The sequence below is a fragment of the Streptomyces filamentosus genome, assembly GCF_014654895.1.
Taxonomy (GTDB): domain Bacteria; phylum Actinomycetota; class Actinomycetes; order Streptomycetales; family Streptomycetaceae; genus Streptomyces; species Streptomyces filamentosus.
This window is the reverse complement of the sequence record NZ_BNBE01000002.1, coordinates 114,585-132,123: the sequence shown is the minus strand read 5'-3', so window position 1 is coordinate 132,123 and position 17,539 is coordinate 114,585. Positions and strand designations below refer to the sequence as shown.

The following is a 17,539-nucleotide window of genomic DNA, read 5'->3' as shown; positions in this document are numbered from 1 at the left end:
AGGATCGGTGCCATGCCCACATCACCGCGCCGTCTCGCCCTGGTGCCCGAGCCGCACCCCGGCGAGTCCCTCCTGAGCTGGGTCGACGCGCTGGCCCACCTGAACCAGGTCAGCCGCCTCCACGCCCTTCGGCTCGCGGGCTTCGCCCGCCCCGATGCCACCGGGTACCGGCCCACCGTGTACTTCGGCGCCTACCTGACCGCGGAGACGACGACGCGCGTGCAAGCCGCCACCGGACTGTCCGCCGACCGGCAGCGGGAGATGACGCTCGCGCACTACGCCGACGGCGTCCTGCCCACGCTTCCCTCTCCCCGCCCCAGCGGACCGCCGCCATCTGGCTGACCCGCCTCCGCCTCGCCCTGACCTCACGGTCGCGCGCCTGCCCGGCATGTCTACGTGAAAACGGCGGGCGCTGGCTGCTGCGGTGGCGCCTTGTCTGGTCCTTCGCCTGCGTACGCCACCGCCTCTACCTCCTCAGCGCCTGCCGCAGCTGCGGCAAAGGCCTGCACCAGCTCAACCCCGGGCCGGCGGACGCCGTCGTATGCGGCCAGTACGACCGAAGCCGCCAGGCCCGCACCTGCCTCCGGGTCGTCTCCCGCATGCGGGCTCCCCGCCTGTCCGACCCGCACCTGCTCCAGTGCCAGCGCCGCCTCGACCACCTCATCGACCACCCACATGATGGCGGCGGCCGGGACATCCTGCGGTCACTGCACGTAGCACTGGAGGACATCCACGACAACTACGACGACGCCCCGCCGCTGCCGGACACCGACGCCGTCCTCCACCGGCGCTGGCACGGCCACGGCGGGGCCCTGTGGTACCGGAACGACCCGCTGCTGACGGCCGCTCTCGTCAAGATCGCAACCATGGGCGGCCTCAGCTCCTCCCCAGACACCCGCACACAGGCCGACACGGCTTCCTGGTCAGCCGACGGTTTCCCTCCCCCGGACACCGCCGCGCCGCCGGCCAACCGCTTCGGCGGCACGTGCCGTGCCACCGCCTGCGCGGCCTGGGTAGCCCCCGGCCGGGGCCACATGGTGAAGGCACACGTCCTCTGCCCCACGCACAAGGGCCACGTCATCACGCCCGGCGTCGCAGACCTCCTGTACCGGCGCTTCGCCTGAGTGTCAGCCGAGCGTCCCCGCCTCGGACCCGTCCGACAGGACGGACCGGGCGGCGATGCGTACCAGTGCGGACACCGCTGCCGGCGATCCGTTCTCCAAAGTCCACGACAGCGGCGGCTGCCACGGCTGCCCCTGTGTCTCGTACACGGCGCGTATGACGCCGCTCTCCATCCCGTCGAGCAGGCCGGCCAGTGACCTGCGGTGCGCGACATCGCGGATGGTCAGGACGAACTGCTGCAACAGGCGGCGCGAGGTCTCGTTGTGCGAGGCGTCGGCGGGGGTCAGCAGCGCCTGGACGCGGCGCTGGACGTGAACAGCCTCCTCGTCACCCACCGGAAGCGCCGGCATCTCCGCCACCGGGAACCCGCACACCGTCGTCCCAAGGCGTCGTCCGCCACGGCCGTTCCGCGCCGCGGGACGCACGCAGTGCGTGCGCTGTCCGGCGCCGGTCGCCTCCAGACGCCAGTACAACCTGAGGCCGCAGCGCGGACAACGGTCCACCAGATACACCAGGTGGTCCGCGCACAAGAAGGTCCACCTCAGCCGCCAGGCGAGCAGCCACCGGCCGCCCGACGCCTCGACACACAGCGGGCACACGGCCGAATGATCGCGACGCAGCCACGGATGGCTCACACGCGCGCCTTGGTCGACGCGCCCGTTGTCCAAGGCCAACTGTGGCAGCGCCGTGGGCGCGTAGAAGGCGAACAGCATCCGCTCCACCTGCGCCGGCCGCAGCCCCGTTCTCCGCTGCAGTCCCTCCAGATGCTCCGGGCTCAGATGGAACTGGTGGGTGCTGAACCTCGCACTGCCCGGCAGTCCCAGCGCCCCAAGGGCCGCCGCCCGCGACACCCGCAGACTCGCCGCGACCGTGTCGACCCAGCTGACGAACGCCTCCCCCGGAAACGGGACCGGAACCACCCCGAGCCGCCGGACCGGCTCCTCCTCAGCCACAGCCCGCCCCTTCCCGCTGTTCTTGCCCGGCTGCGCTCTCCACGAGGGACCGCGCCGGGTTCTCGCCCTGGCGGGGCAACCACGCCGCGCGGAAGTCCGGATGCCCCGCATAGGGCAACAGCAGGCACCGTACGGCGTACCGAAGGGACCTTCCCTCTCGTGTACGGGGAGCGGTGGCCGCGCAGGCGTCCAAGATCAGCCGCTGGGCCTCGATCCGCTGCCGGAGCAGATCGTCGTCCTCCTCGCCCAGGCACTGTCCCTCCTCACGCAGGCGCGCGTCGAGGAACCTCAGGCACGGCTCGGTGAAGGCGTCTGGCCCGATGTGTTCGCGGGACCGGGCCCGACGGGTGAACGCCTGAGCGTGCTGCAGGCAGTAGTTGTCCCAGCCGTCGGTGTCGCCCAGCACGACGCCGTGCCCGGCCGGCACCCAGGCGGAACATCCGCTGTGATGGCAGTGGCCGCCGAACCGGTTCGCGGCCAGTTCGACCTCGCCTCGCTGCCCGGACTGCCTGGCACTCCAGTTCGGCCGTGCGAGTCCGCTTCCGGCCGTCTCGCCATCGGCGGTGTCGGGGCCGGCCTCGGTGGCGATCTTCACGGCGGCGGCCACGAGCAGAGGCCGGTACCGCTCGCTGCTTCCGCCGGGCGCGAGATAGCGGTCCCAGGCCCGGTGGACCGCCTCGTCGGTCGCGGGCAGCCGAAGGGCCCGTACCGGCGACCACGCGTCCTGCATCGAGCGGTACAGCGCCCTGAGGACGTCCCGTACCTCCTCCGGCGTCGTGGTGTGCGGGCCGTCGAGCAGGCGGTCGATCTCCCGCTGGCAGGCCAGGAGCCGGGGGTCTCGGACCGGCTTGCCCCGCATGCGGCGGATGTCGCGCCCGCACGGCTGTGCCGACGTGCGCAGCCCCAGCCCCCGCGAGACCCCGGGACAGATCCAGGACTGCGGATCCCCGGGCCACACCCGGTGCAGGGCTGAACCGCAGCCGGAGCACTGCGAGATCAGGTACCTATGGTGCTGTACACACGCGAACGACCAGACCAGCCGCCATTTCAGGAGCCAGCGGCCGCCGTTCTCCCGCAGGCACGACGGACAGGCGTTGGAGTGCTTGGGCAGCACCGTCCGCTGCCGGTACCGCCACGCGGCCCACGCCCCGTACTCCTTCGCGTCGTCCGGCGGCAGCGGCTCCAGCGCACTGCCCGCGTAGTGGGCGAGCGTCATGCCACGCAGCTTCTCCCCCGTCACGCCGGTGCTTTCGCTCACCTCGCGCACGACGGTGTCGCTGACGCGGTAGCCGAACACGGCCGACACCGTGCTGGAGCTGATCAGACCCGCCATGCGCAGCGCCTCGGTCCGGGAGACCTGGTTGAGCCGTGCGAGCGCGTCCCCCCAGCTCAGCAGAGACTCACCGCGATAGGGATCGGGTACCAGCGCGAGGCGTCTTGGACTCATGCCGCGGTTTCCCGCCGGGCTTCCGCGGATTCGATCAGCTGGCCCGGGCTGACACCCAGGCCCTGGGCCAGGGCCAAGATGGTGAGCAGCGAGGGGTTCCGTTTGCCGTGCTCAATGCCGATGACCATGCGGGCGGACTGGCCAGCGGTCCCGGCGAGCCCTTCGATGCTCAGACCATTGCGCTCCCGGGCGTCACGGACCGCGAAACCGAAGGCCTGAGGCCACGGATGGGGAGCGTTCTGGTGCACCTCGCGATGCCAGCAGGCGCACCACCGAGGCGACCATGAGGGATAGCGCAGCACGCCTCACCGCCCGATATGAGTTGAATTAACCTCCTTCCCACACCTCCTGGCCCCACAGTCACCCAAACATGCCACAAAAGGCCGGCAAATCTCATCACATGAGACAACCCTCAGCCACTTCCGGACGACTTCCCCATCGATTCGAGCCACAAACACTCCCTTCGGATCGGCATCGTCATATCGTTCGATCGCTTGACCGCAGGAGGTTCGCACCATGAGAGACAAAAGCAGCATCGGCATTTGTCCGCTTTCGACTGTGCAGTCGAATCATGGCCCGTGCCTCCACCCAAGAAGGGGGGTTCAACTTCCATGCGCCGAATAACGCGCGCCGCGCTGACTCTCGCCTTGGCCGCTGTTGGGACCATTGCTACCGGGTCCCCGGCCAGCGCGACGACGGTGTACAGCTCCAACAGCTGTTCATCCAGCACGAGATGCTTCGCAATCATCTACAACAGCATGCAGAACAGCGGAGTCTTCTACTCGTCTTGCTTCCTCACCAACAAGACCGAGTACTCCCACGAGGGCTACAGCGTGTCTACTCCCAGTGGGCTGTACACCGTCCTCTACCAGTTCGACTACGGCAGCGACTTCGAGCTCCATGTCGGCAGTGCGTGCAGGCCCTCCGAGGGCTCCGGAGAGAGCGTCAAGAACAACGCTGCCGGCGGATCCAATGAGGACACCGCGTCCCACCGCGTCTTCTACAACACCGGATACGGCGGCACTTACCAAACGTACTACCCGGGAGACATCAAGAACCTGATCTCCGCACTCAAGAACGAAAACGCCAGCAGTAAGAGGCTTTGACCATGAAGAAGAACCTGACTGTTCTTGCTCTTTGCGGTACTGCGCTCCTGACGGCATGTGGCCAGGAACAGCAGCCCCCTGTCACCGTCGCGGAGGTCCCCGGGGTGGAGGCCGCCGCCGGGTGGACGCAAGTCGTACGCGAGGGATGGCCGGAGGCGGTTCCACGCGAGGGACTCGCCAAGGGCCTCACGCTTCCGATCGAGCGGTACCTGGTCTCCTACGCCGACGAGATCACGTTTCTTGAGGGGCGTGGCAACGCGGAGATCAAGTGCATGCGGGCACTGGGCTTCCCCAGCTGGCGCACCGAGAAGCTGGGGGCCAACCCGCCGTCATCGGGAAGCTCGTCGAACATGGAACGCCGCTACGGCATCACGATCAGGAGTGAAGCGGAGAAGACGGGCTACCACGACCCCAGCGAATCGGCGGGAAGCACGAGTTCCCTCGCCGGGCAGGAGACGCCTCAGGCGATCGCCGCCCTCAAGGGCAAGCAAAACGGCAAGGCGGTCCAGGCCCTCGAAGGGAAGCCCATCCCCGAAGGGGGATGCATTGGGGAATCAAGGCGCCAGGTGCCCAGCCCGGACATCACCCTGGCCGAGGAGCTCTCCGGCCAGAGCTTCACTGCCTCGCAGGAGACCCCTGAGGTCAAGGCCGCTATGGCGGCGTGGTCGGCCTGCATGAAGGAACGCGGGTACCAGGTCGCCACCGTGTGGGACGCCGCCAACCTCACCGATCCCGCCTCCTCGTCGTCTGCCGGTGACGTGGAGAAGAAGACCGCGCTCGCGGAGGTCGACTGCAAGCAGCAGACCGATCTCGTGGCCATCTGGTTCAAGGCAGAGCAGAAGATCCAGGAGACGCTCGTCGCCAAGCACCAGGACGCACTGGGCAAGGCCCGGGCCAACACCGTCGCGGGCCTGACGGCGGCACGGCAGGTCACCGCCGCCACCCGCTGACTCACTGGCCGGCTGCGGCCCGACGCACCCTGTCCCGGCCACCGACCGGTGGCCGGGACATCGCGGTGTCTCGACCCGCGCGCCACGCGCATTCCAGCAGAGATCACCAATATGACGGGTTTACAACATGCGTGCATCACAAATTAAATGGACTCGTATCGCGGCGCCTCTCGCCGCTGCCGCGGTCGCCTCGTTACTCGCCCTGCCTGCGGCATCCGCCGCGACGCCGGTCGAGGCCGGCGCCGCGAATGTGACCGCCATCTGCACCCACACCTGCGTCCTGGGAACCCGCGCCGCGACGCACACCGGCTACGACCGGCTGGTGTTCGACCTGACGTCGAGCACCCAGGTCACGACGGAGACGAACACGACGGGCGCGTACACCCCGTGGAGCGGCAAACAGGAGCTCCTGCAGATCAAGGGCACCTCGTACCTCTTCATCACGATGGAGGACACCGACGTCTACGACGACGCCGGAAACCTGACCTTCACGAGCCCAACCCTGCAGAGCTTCAACCTTCCCGCTCTCAAGGGCGTCCAGCTCCTGCCGGCGTTCGACAACCGCTTCGACAAGCGCGTCCAGTTCGGCATCACGCTCGGGTCGTCGACGGGTTACCAGGTCTTTCAGCTGACCCAGCCGAACCGCCTGGTCGTCGACATCTACCGATAGCCCCGGACAGCCGTCCGGTCCACCTCGTCTCGGTCCGGTCACCCCACCCTCGTTTCGAGTCAGGAGTCCCTCTGTCATGAGTAGATCGCTTCGTACGTGGGCCCGCGTCGCCATGCCCCTCGCCGCTGCCGCGGTCGCATCGGTGCTCACCCTGCCGACGGCCACCGCCGCCACCCCTGCCGAAACCGCCGCCACAGCCGTGACGTGCTACGACAGCCCCTGCATCACGGGCATACGCGCAGCGACGCACACAGACTACGACCGTCTGGTGTTCGACCTCACCGCGCCCACCCGGATCTTCGGCACGGAGACGAACACGACCGGCGCCTACACCCCGATGAGCGGTCTGACGGAGTACGTGACCGTCAAGGGGACGTCGTACCTGTTCATCACGATGGAACCCGCGCACCTGGCCTCCGGAGTGGAATGGAGCAAGTCGTTCGGCCTGCCCACGATCAAGGGAGTGCAGCTGACCAACTTCCATGCCGCCAGGGCCCAGTTCGGCCTCTCGCTCGGCCCCTCGACCCGATACAACGTCTTCCATCTGACGCAGCCGGACCGCGTGGTCGTCGACGTCTACCGGTAGCCGCGCTCCCCGCCGGAGCGAGGAAGCGCGTCGCGGAGACCGGCGCAGCCGCCGCAGACGTCCGCGCCACCATCGACAAGGCGCGCTCCGTCTCACCAGAACCGCACCACCTCGGAGTGTCACGGCCTCACCCTCGACATTCCCGCTCGGCATGCCCGCGCTCACAGCCAGGACTTCGATCCTCCGATGCTCCAGGAGTGCCAAGAATTGAAAAGACAGGCCCGCACATCCGCACGGTACATACGCGGCCCAGCCGCCTTGGTGGTGAGCACCGCATTGGCGGGAGGGCTTCTCCAGGCTGCCGGCTCCGCGACGGCCGCACCGGCTCCAGGCGACACGCCACATGCCACAGCTGCCTCCGCAGCCTCTGGCCAGGGCCTCGCCCCGCAGGCGATCCCTGACCCGGACAAGAATCTCGGCCCGGGCTGGAAGAACTCCACGGACCGTGTCATCACGACCGCGGCCGACGCCGATGGCCTGCGCGTCCTCGCCGCGGACGGCGCCGACGCGTACGCCTGGAAGACCGTGGCCGTCCTGGCCGAACCGGGTATGCAGGCGGACTCCTGGATCGGCAACGAGTGCGTCATGGACCGCTCGCACGTAGCGGTCGCCTACGCCCCCCGCACGTTCACGAACCGTCCGGACCTGATGATGGGCGGCGCGTTCACCGCCATCGTCGACATCGACTCCGGCCGGGTGACGAAGCTCCCGTTCACCGCGTCCCTCGCGTACTTCGACCCGCGGTGCAATTCGGCGACCGGCACCGCGGTCTTCAGCGCCTTCCGGGACGACCAAAGCCGCCTCCTCACCGTGGACACCACCGGTGGCGTCGTCTCCGACACGGCCGTGACCGGCCAGGTGACCTCCGCCGTCCCCGTGGCGGACGGCACCGTCGCCGCGCGCGGCCGCAGGCTGGTGCACGTGGACCGGGAGGGCAAGGTCGAGAACCTCGCCACCACCTCCGAAGTCCCCGCCGACATCCAGCCGTCGGGGAAGAACGGGATCGCCTTCCTCGACCACCGGAACGGCACCGCGTCCGCCAAGCTGTGGCGCGGCGACCGGAAGACCGTGTCGACACTCGCCACCGGCAAGCTCGGCGACCTCGCCCTGAAGCAGGGCCGCGCCGGCAAGGTCTTCCTCACCGGCACCCCTGCCGCGCCACCGCACGTCGCGGGGACCGGGGTCGTCCCCCTCGCCGTACCCGCCGACGCCACCGTCTCCGGCGAGGGCCGCCTCGCCGTCGACCCGGTGCTCTCCTCCACCGTCCGCCGGGGGCTGGACCGCCTCAAGAGCGCCGGACGGAGCTCCACAACCTCCGAGCCGCTCCCCCGGAACGACGAGAGCGCCCCCGTCTCCCCCGACGACGAGCAGCCGGTGACGGTGACCACGAGGACCACGGCCACCGGCGAGGAGTTCACCCAGTCGGTACGGGACGCGGAAGGCGCCCCGGGCGAGGGCGCCCTCTCCCCGGCCGCGCCCGACGCGAGCGCCGCATCCGAATCCGCCACACTCACCACGTCCTCCCTGGCCAACGACCCCGTCGACACCGACCGCTGGTGCTCCGTCCCCCGCAACGACGTGAGCAACCAGGCTCTGCAGCCCACGCCGAACCAGGTCGAATGGGCCGTCGACATGGCCATTCGCGGCGAACTGCGCTCCCAGTGGGTCACCCAGGGCGGCTGGCGCACCCAGCTCGGGGTCGGCACCGTCGACCCGCAGGGCCTGTTCCCCGCGCCGAAGCTGAACACCGGTGGCCGCATCCCGGCCCAGGTCCTGCTCGGCGTCCTCGCCCAGGAGTCGAACCTCTGGCAGGCCGAATCCGGCGCGATCCCCGGCCAGATGGGCAACCCGCTGGCCGCCGTCGCCGGCTTCTACGGCCACAAGGGCAGCGACTCGGACTCCTACTGGAAGATCCACTGGGAGAACTCCGACTGCGGCTACGGCATCGGACAGGTCACCGACGGCATGCGCATGGCCGGCCACGAGAAGCCCGGCGAGACCGCCCTGTCCCCGGTCAAGCAGCAGGCCGTCGCACTCGACTACACGGTGAACATCGCCGCGTCGATGTACATCCTCGCCGACAAGTGGAACCAGCTCCACACCGACGGACAGCGGATCACCGTCAACAACGACGACCCCGCCAAGCCGGAGAACTGGTTCGCCGCACTCTGGAACTACAACCTCGGTTTCAACGCCCCCACCACCCCGGGCGCCCCCTGGGGCCTGGGCTGGTACAACAACCCGGCCAACCCCATGTACCCCGCCTCCCGCGGCCCCTTCATGGAGAACAGTCCCACCGACGCGGCCAACCCCCAGAGGTGGCCGTACGAGGAGAAGGTGCTCGGCTGGGCCGCCTGGTCGATGGACACCGGCCGCTCCTACTCCACCAGCGGCCGGCAGGACTGGCCCGGTGAATCCGGCTTCATCTCCGCGGGCTTCCGCCCGGCCTGGTGGATCAGCACCGGTGACCGTACGCGGGTCAAGCCACCGCTCAGCGCGTTCTGCAACACCGCCAACAGCTGCGACCCGAACAACCCGCCGCAGTGCACCACCGAGATCTGCTACACGCAGTACTGGTACCGCGGGTCCAACGTCACCTGGAAGAACGACTGCGCCAGCACCTGCGGCCACGAGGACATCAAGTACCTGACCCTGCGCGCCGAACCGGGCCGCGGAACCCGCCTCCAGTACGGCACCCCCGCCTGCGAGACCCCCAGCGGATTCCCGTCGAACGCATTCATCGTCGAATCCCTCCCGAACGAGACACAGACATGGAGCGACTGCGGCACCTCGCTGTCCGCCGGCTCCTTCCAGTTCAGCTTCAACCCGGACGCCGAGGGCAAGTACGAGGCCAAGGGCGACCTGCACCAGATCGGCGGCGGCTACAACGGACACTTCTGGTACGCCCACACACGTGACACCGCGCACCTCGGCGGTCCCGGCGGTCGGATGACCATCACCGGCACCTGGACCCTCGGCCAGAGCTTCGACAAATGGGTCCGCGTCTTCGCCCACATGCCGGACACCGGGACGCACACCCAGCAGGCCCACTACGTGATCAAGGGCGTCGCGGGCGGCGACCGCGACCGCTACGTCAACACCCACTTCAGCGCCAACACCTGGGTGGACCTCGGCGTCTACCACTTCACCGGCACCCCGAAGGTGGAACTGTCGAACACCACCGACGACGGCACCGCCGACGAGGACATCGCCTGGGACGCGGTCGCTTTCCAGCCGCTCCCCGGCAAGCCGCAGCACATGGTCGTCGCCATGGGCGACTCCTACTCCTCCGGCGAGGGAGCAGGCGCCTACTCTCCCGAGTCGAACACCTCCCACGGCACCAGCCGGTGGAACGCGTGCCGGCGGAGCGCCAACTCCTGGGCGCGCAAGGTCGTCCTTCCCTCCCAGAGCGCCGGCATCGGCTGGCTCTCCGACGGTTTCAGCTCCGTTGTCGAGTTCCAGAACGTGTCTTGCTCCGGCGCGAAAACCCAGCAGGTGACCAAGGGCAACCCGAACCAATGGGGCCTCATGGGCAACTATCATGAGAAGTCACAGCTTGACTCGGGTGTGCTCAGCGCAGACACCACTCTGGTCATGCTGACCATCGGCGGCAACGACGGAGACGCCTTCACCGACGCGGTCACGAACTGCTGGATCATCGCCTCGTGCAAGATGGGGGACTTCACGCCGAGGGTCGACCAGGCCGTCACCGACACTGGCGTCCTCATCCATCAAATCGCATCCACAGCACCCAACGCCCGAATCGTGCTCATGGGTTACCCCCGTCTCGCCAGCACGGGAGACATGGCGTGTTCGACGCCCAAGGACCAGGAGAACCTCAACGCCCTGGCCGACTACGTGCGGGACAAGCAGAAGGCCAAGGTGGCGGAACTCGCGCAGACCGGCGTCAAGGTCGCCTTCGCCGACGCCATCCCCACCTTCCAGCATCACGGTGTCTGCGACATCGAAGAATGGATCAACGGCATCGTCATCGGCCCCAACGGCGACGGCGACTTCCACGACGGCGATCCCGCCAACCAGGTGCCCTGCCTGCCGGCACCCGGTGAGAACCTCTGTGCCAGCCTGGAGTCCTTCCACCCGAACAACCTCGGCACCACCGCGTACGCTCAGGTCATGGTTCAGACCCTGACCGACATCGGCTACCACGGCGGATAGGAGTGGCCACCGAACCCGTCGGTGGCACGCCGGTCATGAAGCAGACCGAACGCTTCATGACCGGCGGCTGCCTGGTCCTCCTGATCCTGCTGATCCTGACCGGCGCGGGCCTTGTGGGCACGGTCGGATACACGCTGTGGCGCATCGACAACACCACCGAGAAGAACCGGGTGGCGGCCGAGGCAGAACTCCGAAACTTGATCGACCACACGGCCCGAGAATCAGCCCAGACGCTCCGTGCGAGCGCCACCTCCGACCCTGTCACACTTACCGCCCTCATCGGGCAGCGCACCGGGGCTCCCGTCATCACCTACGACACAACCCACAACGAGTTCACAGCAGTAGTCGAGAAGGCGGTCATCTACCAGAGGGCCGGCATCCTCGGCCTCCGCCCCAACTGGATCACTACCTGCGTCACCCTCACGTACGCCCTCGGCCCGACCCGCACCTGGCGCGTCAATACCACCACTCGAGAGACCGTCTCATGTCTGCCTAGCAAGCAGATCGGCGACCTGGTCCGCAGCGCGAAGCAGGTCCTGGAAAACCTGGACAACGACCTGATGACCGTCACGGAGGCCCAGCTCGTCCTTGACCAGGCGAGATCTCCTGGCCGGCTGACCGTCAAGAAGGTGGCACACGGCAAACGCACCACGATCGTCACCGCCGTCCTGACCGATATGGCCGGAACGGTCGACCAGTGCTACCTCCTCACCCTGCCCCGTCCCGGAAACGAGGTGCCAGGCCCCGTCACCGCAGCCCCTGCGAGCTCATGCTAAGCGCGACTCCACAGGTATCAAGCCGGTGGATCCAGTCTGAACCAGATCGGATACGCAGGTCTCCGAGATGACTCAAGGACCGAACCCGCGTACCTGGCCAGCAGCTCTGACGAGAAGGCTGGCCGGGTGCGCGGGCGTGGCCCTCGGTGTGGCCGTACTGGCCTTCGTGGCGATCGCCCTGGTGGTCAACTACGCCGTGCCGGCGTTCTTCGACCGGCCCGATCCGGCCCCGGAGGAGGTGTTGGACAAGCAGGTGGGACTGACCCGGTACCGCCTCGGCCAAGCGCTGGAGGACGGCACGCTGACCGACCAGGAGATCGACTGGGCAGCGGACGGAGAGTGGCGGGCGGAGCGGGACCGCACACCGCCGCGCGTCGTGGTGAAGTACCCGGCACCGGGAGAGGACAAGTCCTACCAGTGCCATGCCTTCACGTTTCCGGACGGGCTGAAGGCAGGGTCGCTTGTCACGAGCCAGAAGCTGAGTGACTGTCCCATCTGAGCGTATGGCCCAGGCCTCAGCGTTGACCCATCCGACCGCACCTGCGCGGAAGAGGACTGCTGTCACCCGTACACCGGCCTGGTCACCGTCACAGACCCCGACGGTCGCGGCATCGCGACCGTCGGGGTCCCGCAAGGACAAACAGCCCTTCCGATACCGATCTCCGGAAAGATCCTCACACCTCATCGGGGATGAAGTGTGCGTCCACTCACCCTTCCAACATCAAGGAGACGAAGCACCGTGCAGACCAAGCGACGCGTCCTCGCCGGCATAGTGGCTCCGGCCACGGCCATTGTCCTCGCCGCGATCGGCGCCGCCCCCACGGCCTCGGCGACGCCGTCCCAGGCAACGGCCGAGACCTGCGAAGACATCTGCGTCAACGGCGTTCGCGCCGCCACCCACACCGGTTACGACCGCGTGGTGTTCGACCTCGGCGCAGGCCCCCTGCCCACCATCGAAACCGGCTATGGAACGTCCCCCGGATACATGACACCGGGTGGCGAGCCGAGGGAGATGCTCACCCGTGGCTCCTCGTACCTGTCCGTCAGCCTCAAGAACGCCGAAAACGGGACCTACTCGGCGACGACCCCCCACGTGAAGCTGTTCAACCTGCCGACGGTCAAGGCGAACCAGCTCCTGTACACGACCGGATCCATCCTCGGGTACTCCCCCGAGATCGCCTTCGGGCTCACCCTCGACGGCCCCGTCTCGCGTTACAACGTCTTCACGCTGACCCAGCCGAACCGGGTCGTCGTCGACGTCTACCGGTAGCCCGGGGTAGTCGCCGCCCATCCGGCGTCAGTGACATCCTCTCCGGCCGGTTCAAGGATCCACAGGCCGGAGCCGACTGGCACGCCACGCCGACAGGACCAGTCGTACAGGAGCTCTCGGTCAAGGTTGTCCCGGGCCGGCACCGCTACCTATCGGCGGTGCCGGCCTGGCCGAGCGCCGCTCATCGGCTACCGGCCCAAACAGCCCTGGTCATCGGCACTCTCATTTTCGATGCTTCAGAAGCGCCTTGCTTCGACAACTGCAAAAATGACAGTGCGCAGGTCAGGTGGCGTGTCAACTCTCATCTTCGACGGCGGCTCTCAGGTCCTCGAAGCGGAGCCCCTCAGCCGCTTCCTTCTCCAGTTCACCCTCAAGCAGGCGTCTGGCATCGCGCCCTTCAACGCCTGGACCTACGTCATGCCCACCGAACGCCTCGAACCGCTGTGGAGCGTCCTGCGCCCGGTCCCCCTCAGCCCCTACATGCCCGCCTACGGGGGCCACCTGTTCTACGCGGCCCCCGGCCTGCTGGCGAGCATCAGCGCCGACGAGAACGAAGCGAACGCCGCGTTCGGAGCACGCCACCGCGAGACCCTCGCCCCACTGAAGGCCTACGACTTCCCCTGGAGACGCTTCGACGCATAGCCCTCGTAGACCGGACTGGCCTCTAGGGTGTCCGCACCGTATGGGGGCAGGCACCCCAGTCCGGCAGCATCTTCCCAAAAGCGGGCTGCGGCGAACGTGGTGCGGCCACGGCTGCCCCGTCACGCCTGCCCCCTGCCCATCGGCCGCTGCCGCCCCGTGCCCCATCCTGAGTTCCTTGCGGAGCTTCTCGTACGGCACCAGCTTCACCGGGCCCGCTGACGGTAGAGGCGCTGCCGGCCGACGAACGGCAGGTATCGGCGAAGTGCCCCGGAGTGGTGGCCGGCCCAGCAGGGAAGCGGTTGGGTTCCCGGGCTCCCGTCCGGGCTCGGAGTGAGTGGGCGTCAGGAGGGCTGTGTCGTCAGGAAGGGATGCACTTCGGCCGGGCTGCCTACGCGGTGCATGTGACGAACAGCCTCCGGGGAGGGCATCCTGAGCGGCATGGACTTCCATCCGGTTGAGCGTGCCTCGGAAGCGTTCCAGCAGCCCCTGGCCGCGGAGGAGATCCGGAAGGTCTGCCGGCGGGCTTTCGGCGGCGAGGCCAGGCCCGTGTCCGCTGTCGAGCTGGGTACGGGGATGTACAACAACGTCTACCGCGTCACCCTGGCCGGCCAGGTCCGGCCGGTGATCCTGCGGGTCGCGCCGCCGGAGGCCCGCCAGTTCCGCAGCGAGCGCCACCTGATGCGGAACGAGTTCGCGAGCCTGCCGTGGCTGGCGGTGATCGCGCCGCTGATGCCTCAGGTGCTTGCCGCCGACTGGTCGCACGGGGTGATCGGCCGGGACTGGATGATCCAGACCCATCTGGAAGGCGTCCCGGCGCCCGAGCACCTGGGGACGTATCCGCGTACCGCGTGGCCGGTGTTCTTCCGGCAGATGGGCGCCGTCACCCGCTCCGTGCACGACGTACGGGGCCCGCACTTCGGGCCCGTCAGCGGCCCGGGGTACGCCACGTGGGGCGAGGCGGTGATCGCGTCGCTGGAGGAGATCGCCTCCGACCTGGACGGCGTCGGCCTGGACGCGGCCGACGTGCGGAAGGTCGCGGCGGTCGCCGCGCACGAGCGCGCCGTGCTCGACGAGGTCACCGAAGCGAGGCTGCTGACCGGGGATCTGTGGACCGTCAACGTCCTGTTGGACCTGGGGGCTCCGGAGCCGGTGATCACCGGCGTGGTGGACTTCGACCGCACGTGGTTCGGTGACCCCGCGGCGGACTGGACCATCCGTATGGCGACGGCCAAGGCGGACGAGCGCGAGGCGTTCTGGGAGTCCTACGGGGCGCTGGACCGCTCGCCTGCCGCGTTGTGGCGGGCGCGGGTGTACGAAGCCCGGCACCTGGGCGCGATCCGCCTGGAGCGTCACCGGCTGGCCAGGGCGGACGCGGTCCGCGAGAGCTACGGCGCGATGGCCGAGGTGCTCGCCGGCCTGGCCTGACCAGGCCTGCGCGGAGTCGTGTGGGGTTCGACGTGAATGCGGATCTGCCGCAGGAGCGTGTCGGCCCGTTCTTCGACGTCACCGGCGTCCGGGCCGGTGACCACGAACGACCCCAGGCGGTGGGTGTTCGCGGCCGGCTCGTGGACAAGGCCGCCGGCCTGCGCCCGCCGGCGGACGAACGGTACGCCCGGCCCCACCACCGGGAACCCGGAGAGCTCCGTCAGCCATCCGGTGCGCGGGCTGGTCACGAACCGCACGGTGGCGTGCCCGTGGGCGGTGGGGGTGAGCGCAGCCGGGCGGCCGAGGGCGACGTCGAGCAGGGCCGCCCACACGTCGATGCCGAGGGCGTGCTGGATCAGCAGCCCGATCTGCCCGGCGGCAAGGCGGGCGCCGATCTCGATGACCGAGCACCGCCCGTCGTCGCCGACCATGATCTCGGTGTGCGAGGCGCCGTGCCGGATGCCGGTCGCGCGGATCGCGCTCTCCGCCTCGCGGTACACGGCGGTCTGCACGGCCGGCGGCAGGCGGACGGGGAGGCTGTGCCCCGTCTCGATTCGCTTCGCGCCGCCGGTCAGATGCTTGCGGGTGACGGCGAGGTGTGTCGTGGTGCCGTCCTGGGTGAGGGACTCGACGCTGTACTCGGTGCCGGCGGCGTACGCCTGGACCAGGACGTGCGGGTCGCCGCCGTTCGCGTACATCCCGGTCACTCGGCGGGCGGTGTCGGCGGCCGCGGCCGCGCCGGCCGGGCTGCTCACCACCGTGACACCGGCGGAGCCCGCCCCGGCCGCCGGCTTGATGACGCACGGGAAGCCGACCCGCGGATCCGCCAGCGCGCCCCGCAGCCCGTCCGCGTCGCGGACGAGGACCGTGTACGGGGTGTGGACCCCGGTGGCGGCGAACGCCTCGGCCATGGCGGCCTTGTCCCGGGCCGTCCGCGCCCGGCCCGGGGCGTTGCCGGGCACCCCCAGCTCGGCGCACAGGTGCGCGGCGAGTTCGGTCAGGTACTCGTTGACGGTCAGCACCGCGCGCAGGCCGTGGCGGCGGGCGTACGCGGCGAGCTCCTGCACGGCCCGGTCGGGCCGGGTGAAGTCGCTGATGGTGTTCCCGGCCAGCAGGTTCTTCAGCTCCGGTCCGTAGCCCTCGAACGCCCGGGCGGTGGCCGCGGCGTGGACCGCGTGTCCCCGGGCGGCTGCCGCCGTGGCGAGGGCGCTCGCTTCGGGGCCGGCCGCGTCGAGCAGCAGGACACCGGGGAGGGTCATGACAGGTAGTCCTCGAAGCCGCCGGTGCGGTGGGTGTCCAGGGTGAAGCAGTGGAACCCGCCCCCGAACAGCCTTCGGTGCCGGTGGCGTACGGGCAGGACGTCGAAGCCCTCGGTCTCCAGCAGCTTGGCCAGGCCGGTGCACTCCTCGTTGACCAGCACCGTGCGCTCGTCGACCGACAGGACGTTGAGGTCGATGTAGGGGCTGGTCAGGACCAGGTCCTCGTAGTCGTCGTAGACCGGGAACGCGCCCGCGTGCGGCTCCGGCGGCACGAGGTAGCGCCACGAGCGTAGGGGTTCGGGCATCAGGTCGCGGATGCCGTGATGCCGGGCCAGGAACACCCCCGGCTTCAGGGCGAGGACCATCGAGTCGATGTGGTTGTCCGCCATCCGCCACACCCGGTGCACGCGGTACTCGGGGCCGAGGTGCCTCTCCAGCCACTCGGCGCCCCGGGTGTGGTTCTCCTGCGCGATGTTGACCACCAGGTCGCGGCCCAGCCGCAGGACCTGCGCGCCGTCCAGCATCATCTCCACCCCGACGTCGTACGGGCTGGGTTGCGGCTCGTCGATGGCCTCGGTCGGGCCGCCCAGGGTGGTCGAGGTGTCCCGCGCGTAGGACAGGTCGAACGACATGTCGGTGAGGGTGGGGCGGGGCATCGTCGTCCATCGGGCGCCGGCTTCCCAGCAGGCGGTGAAGACCGGGGCAAGGAGGCGGGTCTCCAGGTAGCGCGAGCGGATCGCCGGAGGCGTCTCGATGATCTCGCTGCCGAGGATCAGGGTGTTGTCGCGGATGTTCAGTGCGGGGGTCGGGGCGGCTTCCCAGCCCAGGCCCGCGATCGGGGCGGCGTCCGCAGGCAGCGGCAGTGGCCGGTGCACGATGATGCCGAGGCCGGCGAGGGCGGTCGCCAGAGCTTCTACGTCCTCGTGGAGCTCGTCGGCGTACCGGGCCTTGATGGTCCAGCTCTCCCGGTGGCCGGCCGGAGCCTTCGTCAGGCGCGGGTAGGCCCAGTCCGAGCGGAAGCCCTTCAGGTTCTCGTGGTGGAACAGTTCGAAGGAGACGTCGCGGTCGTGCCCTACGTAGTGGGCGGCGGATCCGACGATGACCTCTTTGAGCGGGGTGAAGTCGTCGTGGCTGTGCAGGCGGGGCATGGGCGTTCC

General features: G+C 69.1%; 17 protein-coding genes and 1 pseudogene. 13 read left to right on the top strand and 5 right to left on the bottom strand.

The window, feature by feature from the left end; genetic code table 11:
* Positions 1 to 12: 12 nt before the first annotated feature.
* The 3 genes and pseudogenes from IE326_RS40755 (at position 13) to IE326_RS40745 (ending at position 1,124) form a co-directional block, all read left to right on the top strand.
* The gene (locus tag IE326_RS40755; RefSeq protein WP_229915705.1) at positions 13 to 342 is read left to right on the top strand and encodes a TniQ family protein; all 330 of its coding nucleotides are present in this window, start codon (positions 13 to 15) and stop codon (positions 340 to 342) included.
* Positions 333 to 413 (top strand): annotated as a pseudogene (locus IE326_RS40750) (hypothetical protein); the annotation flags it as partial. The gene IE326_RS40755 and the pseudogene IE326_RS40750, both read left to right, overlap by 10 nt.
* A 186-nt stretch (positions 414 to 599) precedes the next feature.
* On the top strand, positions 600 to 1,124 hold the full coding sequence (locus IE326_RS40745) for a hypothetical protein (RefSeq protein ID WP_229915704.1): 525 nt from the start codon (positions 600 to 602) through the stop codon (positions 1,122 to 1,124).
* Between the two features lie 3 nt (positions 1,125 to 1,127).
* On the opposite strand, the gene IE326_RS19545 is transcribed toward IE326_RS40745, so the two are convergent.
* From IE326_RS19545 to IE326_RS19535, 3 genes are read right to left on the bottom strand one after another with little or no spacing between them, the layout of a single operon-like run.
* Entirely contained in the window at positions 1,128 to 2,075 is a 948-nt protein-coding gene (locus IE326_RS19545; RefSeq protein ID WP_190042400.1) for a TniQ family protein, read from the bottom strand.
* Positions 2,068 to 3,522, bottom strand: a complete 1,455-nt coding sequence (locus IE326_RS19540; protein ID WP_190042399.1) for a DUF6221 family protein — start codon at positions 3,520 to 3,522, stop codon at positions 2,068 to 2,070. The genes IE326_RS19545 and IE326_RS19540 overlap by 8 nt, the downstream gene beginning before the upstream one ends.
* The gene (locus IE326_RS19535) at positions 3,519 to 3,770 is read right to left on the bottom strand and encodes a helix-turn-helix domain-containing protein (RefSeq protein ID WP_190042398.1); all 252 of its coding nucleotides are present in this window, start codon (positions 3,768 to 3,770) and stop codon (positions 3,519 to 3,521) included. The genes IE326_RS19540 and IE326_RS19535 overlap by 4 nt, the downstream gene beginning before the upstream one ends.
* Before the next feature lie 510 nt (positions 3,771 to 4,280).
* On the opposite strand from IE326_RS19535, the gene IE326_RS19530 reads away from it, so the two are divergent.
* The 10 genes from IE326_RS19530 to IE326_RS19485 all read left to right on the top strand — a co-directional run bounded on the left by IE326_RS19530 (position 4,281) and on the right by IE326_RS19485 (position 15,123).
* On the top strand, positions 4,281 to 4,628 hold the full coding sequence (locus IE326_RS19530) for a hypothetical protein (RefSeq protein WP_190042397.1): 348 nt from the start codon (positions 4,281 to 4,283) through the stop codon (positions 4,626 to 4,628).
* 2 nt (positions 4,629 to 4,630) lie between these two features.
* Positions 4,631 to 5,578, top strand: coding sequence for a hypothetical protein (locus IE326_RS19525; protein WP_190042396.1), 948 nt, complete (start codon positions 4,631 to 4,633; stop codon positions 5,576 to 5,578).
* A 127-nt stretch (positions 5,579 to 5,705) separates the two neighbouring features.
* Entirely contained in the window at positions 5,706 to 6,248 is a 543-nt protein-coding gene (locus IE326_RS19520; protein ID WP_190042395.1) for an AMIN-like domain-containing (lipo)protein, read from the top strand.
* Positions 6,249 to 6,324: 76 nt separating this feature from the next.
* Positions 6,325 to 6,834 carry an AMIN-like domain-containing (lipo)protein gene (locus IE326_RS19515; RefSeq protein WP_190042394.1) on the top strand — a complete coding sequence of 170 codons (510 nt, stop codon included), beginning with the start codon at positions 6,325 to 6,327 and terminating at the stop codon, positions 6,832 to 6,834.
* 276 nt (positions 6,835 to 7,110) lie between these two features.
* Positions 7,111 to 11,010, top strand: a complete 3,900-nt coding sequence (locus IE326_RS19510) for an SGNH/GDSL hydrolase family protein (RefSeq protein ID WP_229915509.1) — start codon at positions 7,111 to 7,113, stop codon at positions 11,008 to 11,010.
* A 35-nt stretch (positions 11,011 to 11,045) separates the two neighbouring features.
* Entirely contained in the window at positions 11,046 to 11,786 is a 741-nt protein-coding gene (locus tag IE326_RS19505; RefSeq protein WP_190042392.1) for a hypothetical protein, read from the top strand.
* A 136-nt stretch (positions 11,787 to 11,922) separates the two neighbouring features.
* The gene (locus IE326_RS19500) at positions 11,923 to 12,285 is read left to right on the top strand and encodes a hypothetical protein (RefSeq protein ID WP_190042391.1); all 363 of its coding nucleotides are present in this window, start codon (positions 11,923 to 11,925) and stop codon (positions 12,283 to 12,285) included.
* A 240-nt stretch (positions 12,286 to 12,525) separates the two neighbouring features.
* Complete coding sequence (locus IE326_RS19495) at positions 12,526 to 13,056, top strand: AMIN-like domain-containing (lipo)protein (RefSeq protein ID WP_190042390.1); 531 nt, start codon at positions 12,526 to 12,528, stop codon at positions 13,054 to 13,056.
* 291 nt (positions 13,057 to 13,347) lie between these two features.
* Complete coding sequence (locus IE326_RS19490; RefSeq protein WP_190042389.1) at positions 13,348 to 13,698, top strand: hypothetical protein; 351 nt, start codon at positions 13,348 to 13,350, stop codon at positions 13,696 to 13,698.
* 438 nt (positions 13,699 to 14,136) lie between these two features.
* A complete protein-coding gene (locus tag IE326_RS19485; protein ID WP_190042388.1) occupies positions 14,137 to 15,123 on the top strand; it encodes a phosphotransferase family protein in 987 nt (328 codons plus the stop codon).
* On the opposite strand, the gene IE326_RS19480 is transcribed toward IE326_RS19485, so the two are convergent.
* A complete protein-coding gene (locus IE326_RS19480; protein WP_190042387.1) occupies positions 15,084 to 16,382 on the bottom strand; it encodes an ATP-grasp domain-containing protein in 1,299 nt (432 codons plus the stop codon). The genes IE326_RS19485 and IE326_RS19480 overlap by 40 nt on opposite strands.
* The gene (locus IE326_RS19475) at positions 16,379 to 17,530 is read right to left on the bottom strand and encodes a glycine amidinotransferase (protein ID WP_190042386.1); all 1,152 of its coding nucleotides are present in this window, start codon (positions 17,528 to 17,530) and stop codon (positions 16,379 to 16,381) included. Before IE326_RS19475 ends, IE326_RS19480 begins: the two co-directional genes overlap by 4 nt.
* Positions 17,531 to 17,539 lie beyond the last annotated feature (9 nt).

What these genes read in the sequence shown, in the direction of transcription:
- IE326_RS40755 (WP_229915705.1), top strand. Translation starts at nt 13, where the DNA reads ATGCCCACATCACCGCGCCGTCTCGCCCTGGTGCCCGAGCCGCACCCC.
- IE326_RS40745 (WP_229915704.1), top strand. Translation starts at nt 600, where the DNA reads ATGCGGGCTCCCCGCCTGTCCGACCCGCACCTGCTCCAGTGCCAGCGC.
- IE326_RS19540 (WP_190042399.1), bottom strand. Translation starts at nt 3,522, where the DNA reads ATGAGTCCAAGACGCCTCGCGCTGGTACCCGATCCCTATCGCGGTGAG.
- IE326_RS19530 (WP_190042397.1), top strand. Translation starts at nt 4,281, where the DNA reads ATGCAGAACAGCGGAGTCTTCTACTCGTCTTGCTTCCTCACCAACAAG.
- IE326_RS19525 (WP_190042396.1), top strand. Translation starts at nt 4,631, where the DNA reads ATGAAGAAGAACCTGACTGTTCTTGCTCTTTGCGGTACTGCGCTCCTG.
- IE326_RS19520 (WP_190042395.1), top strand. Translation starts at nt 5,706, where the DNA reads ATGCGTGCATCACAAATTAAATGGACTCGTATCGCGGCGCCTCTCGCC.
- IE326_RS19515 (WP_190042394.1), top strand. Translation starts at nt 6,325, where the DNA reads ATGAGTAGATCGCTTCGTACGTGGGCCCGCGTCGCCATGCCCCTCGCC.
- IE326_RS19505 (WP_190042392.1), top strand. Translation starts at nt 11,046, where the DNA reads ATGAAGCAGACCGAACGCTTCATGACCGGCGGCTGCCTGGTCCTCCTG.
- IE326_RS19485 (WP_190042388.1), top strand. Translation starts at nt 14,137, where the DNA reads ATGGACTTCCATCCGGTTGAGCGTGCCTCGGAAGCGTTCCAGCAGCCC.
- IE326_RS19480 (WP_190042387.1), bottom strand. Translation starts at nt 16,382, where the DNA reads ATGACCCTCCCCGGTGTCCTGCTGCTCGACGCGGCCGGCCCCGAAGCG.
- IE326_RS19475 (WP_190042386.1), bottom strand. Translation starts at nt 17,530, where the DNA reads ATGCCCCGCCTGCACAGCCACGACGACTTCACCCCGCTCAAAGAGGTC.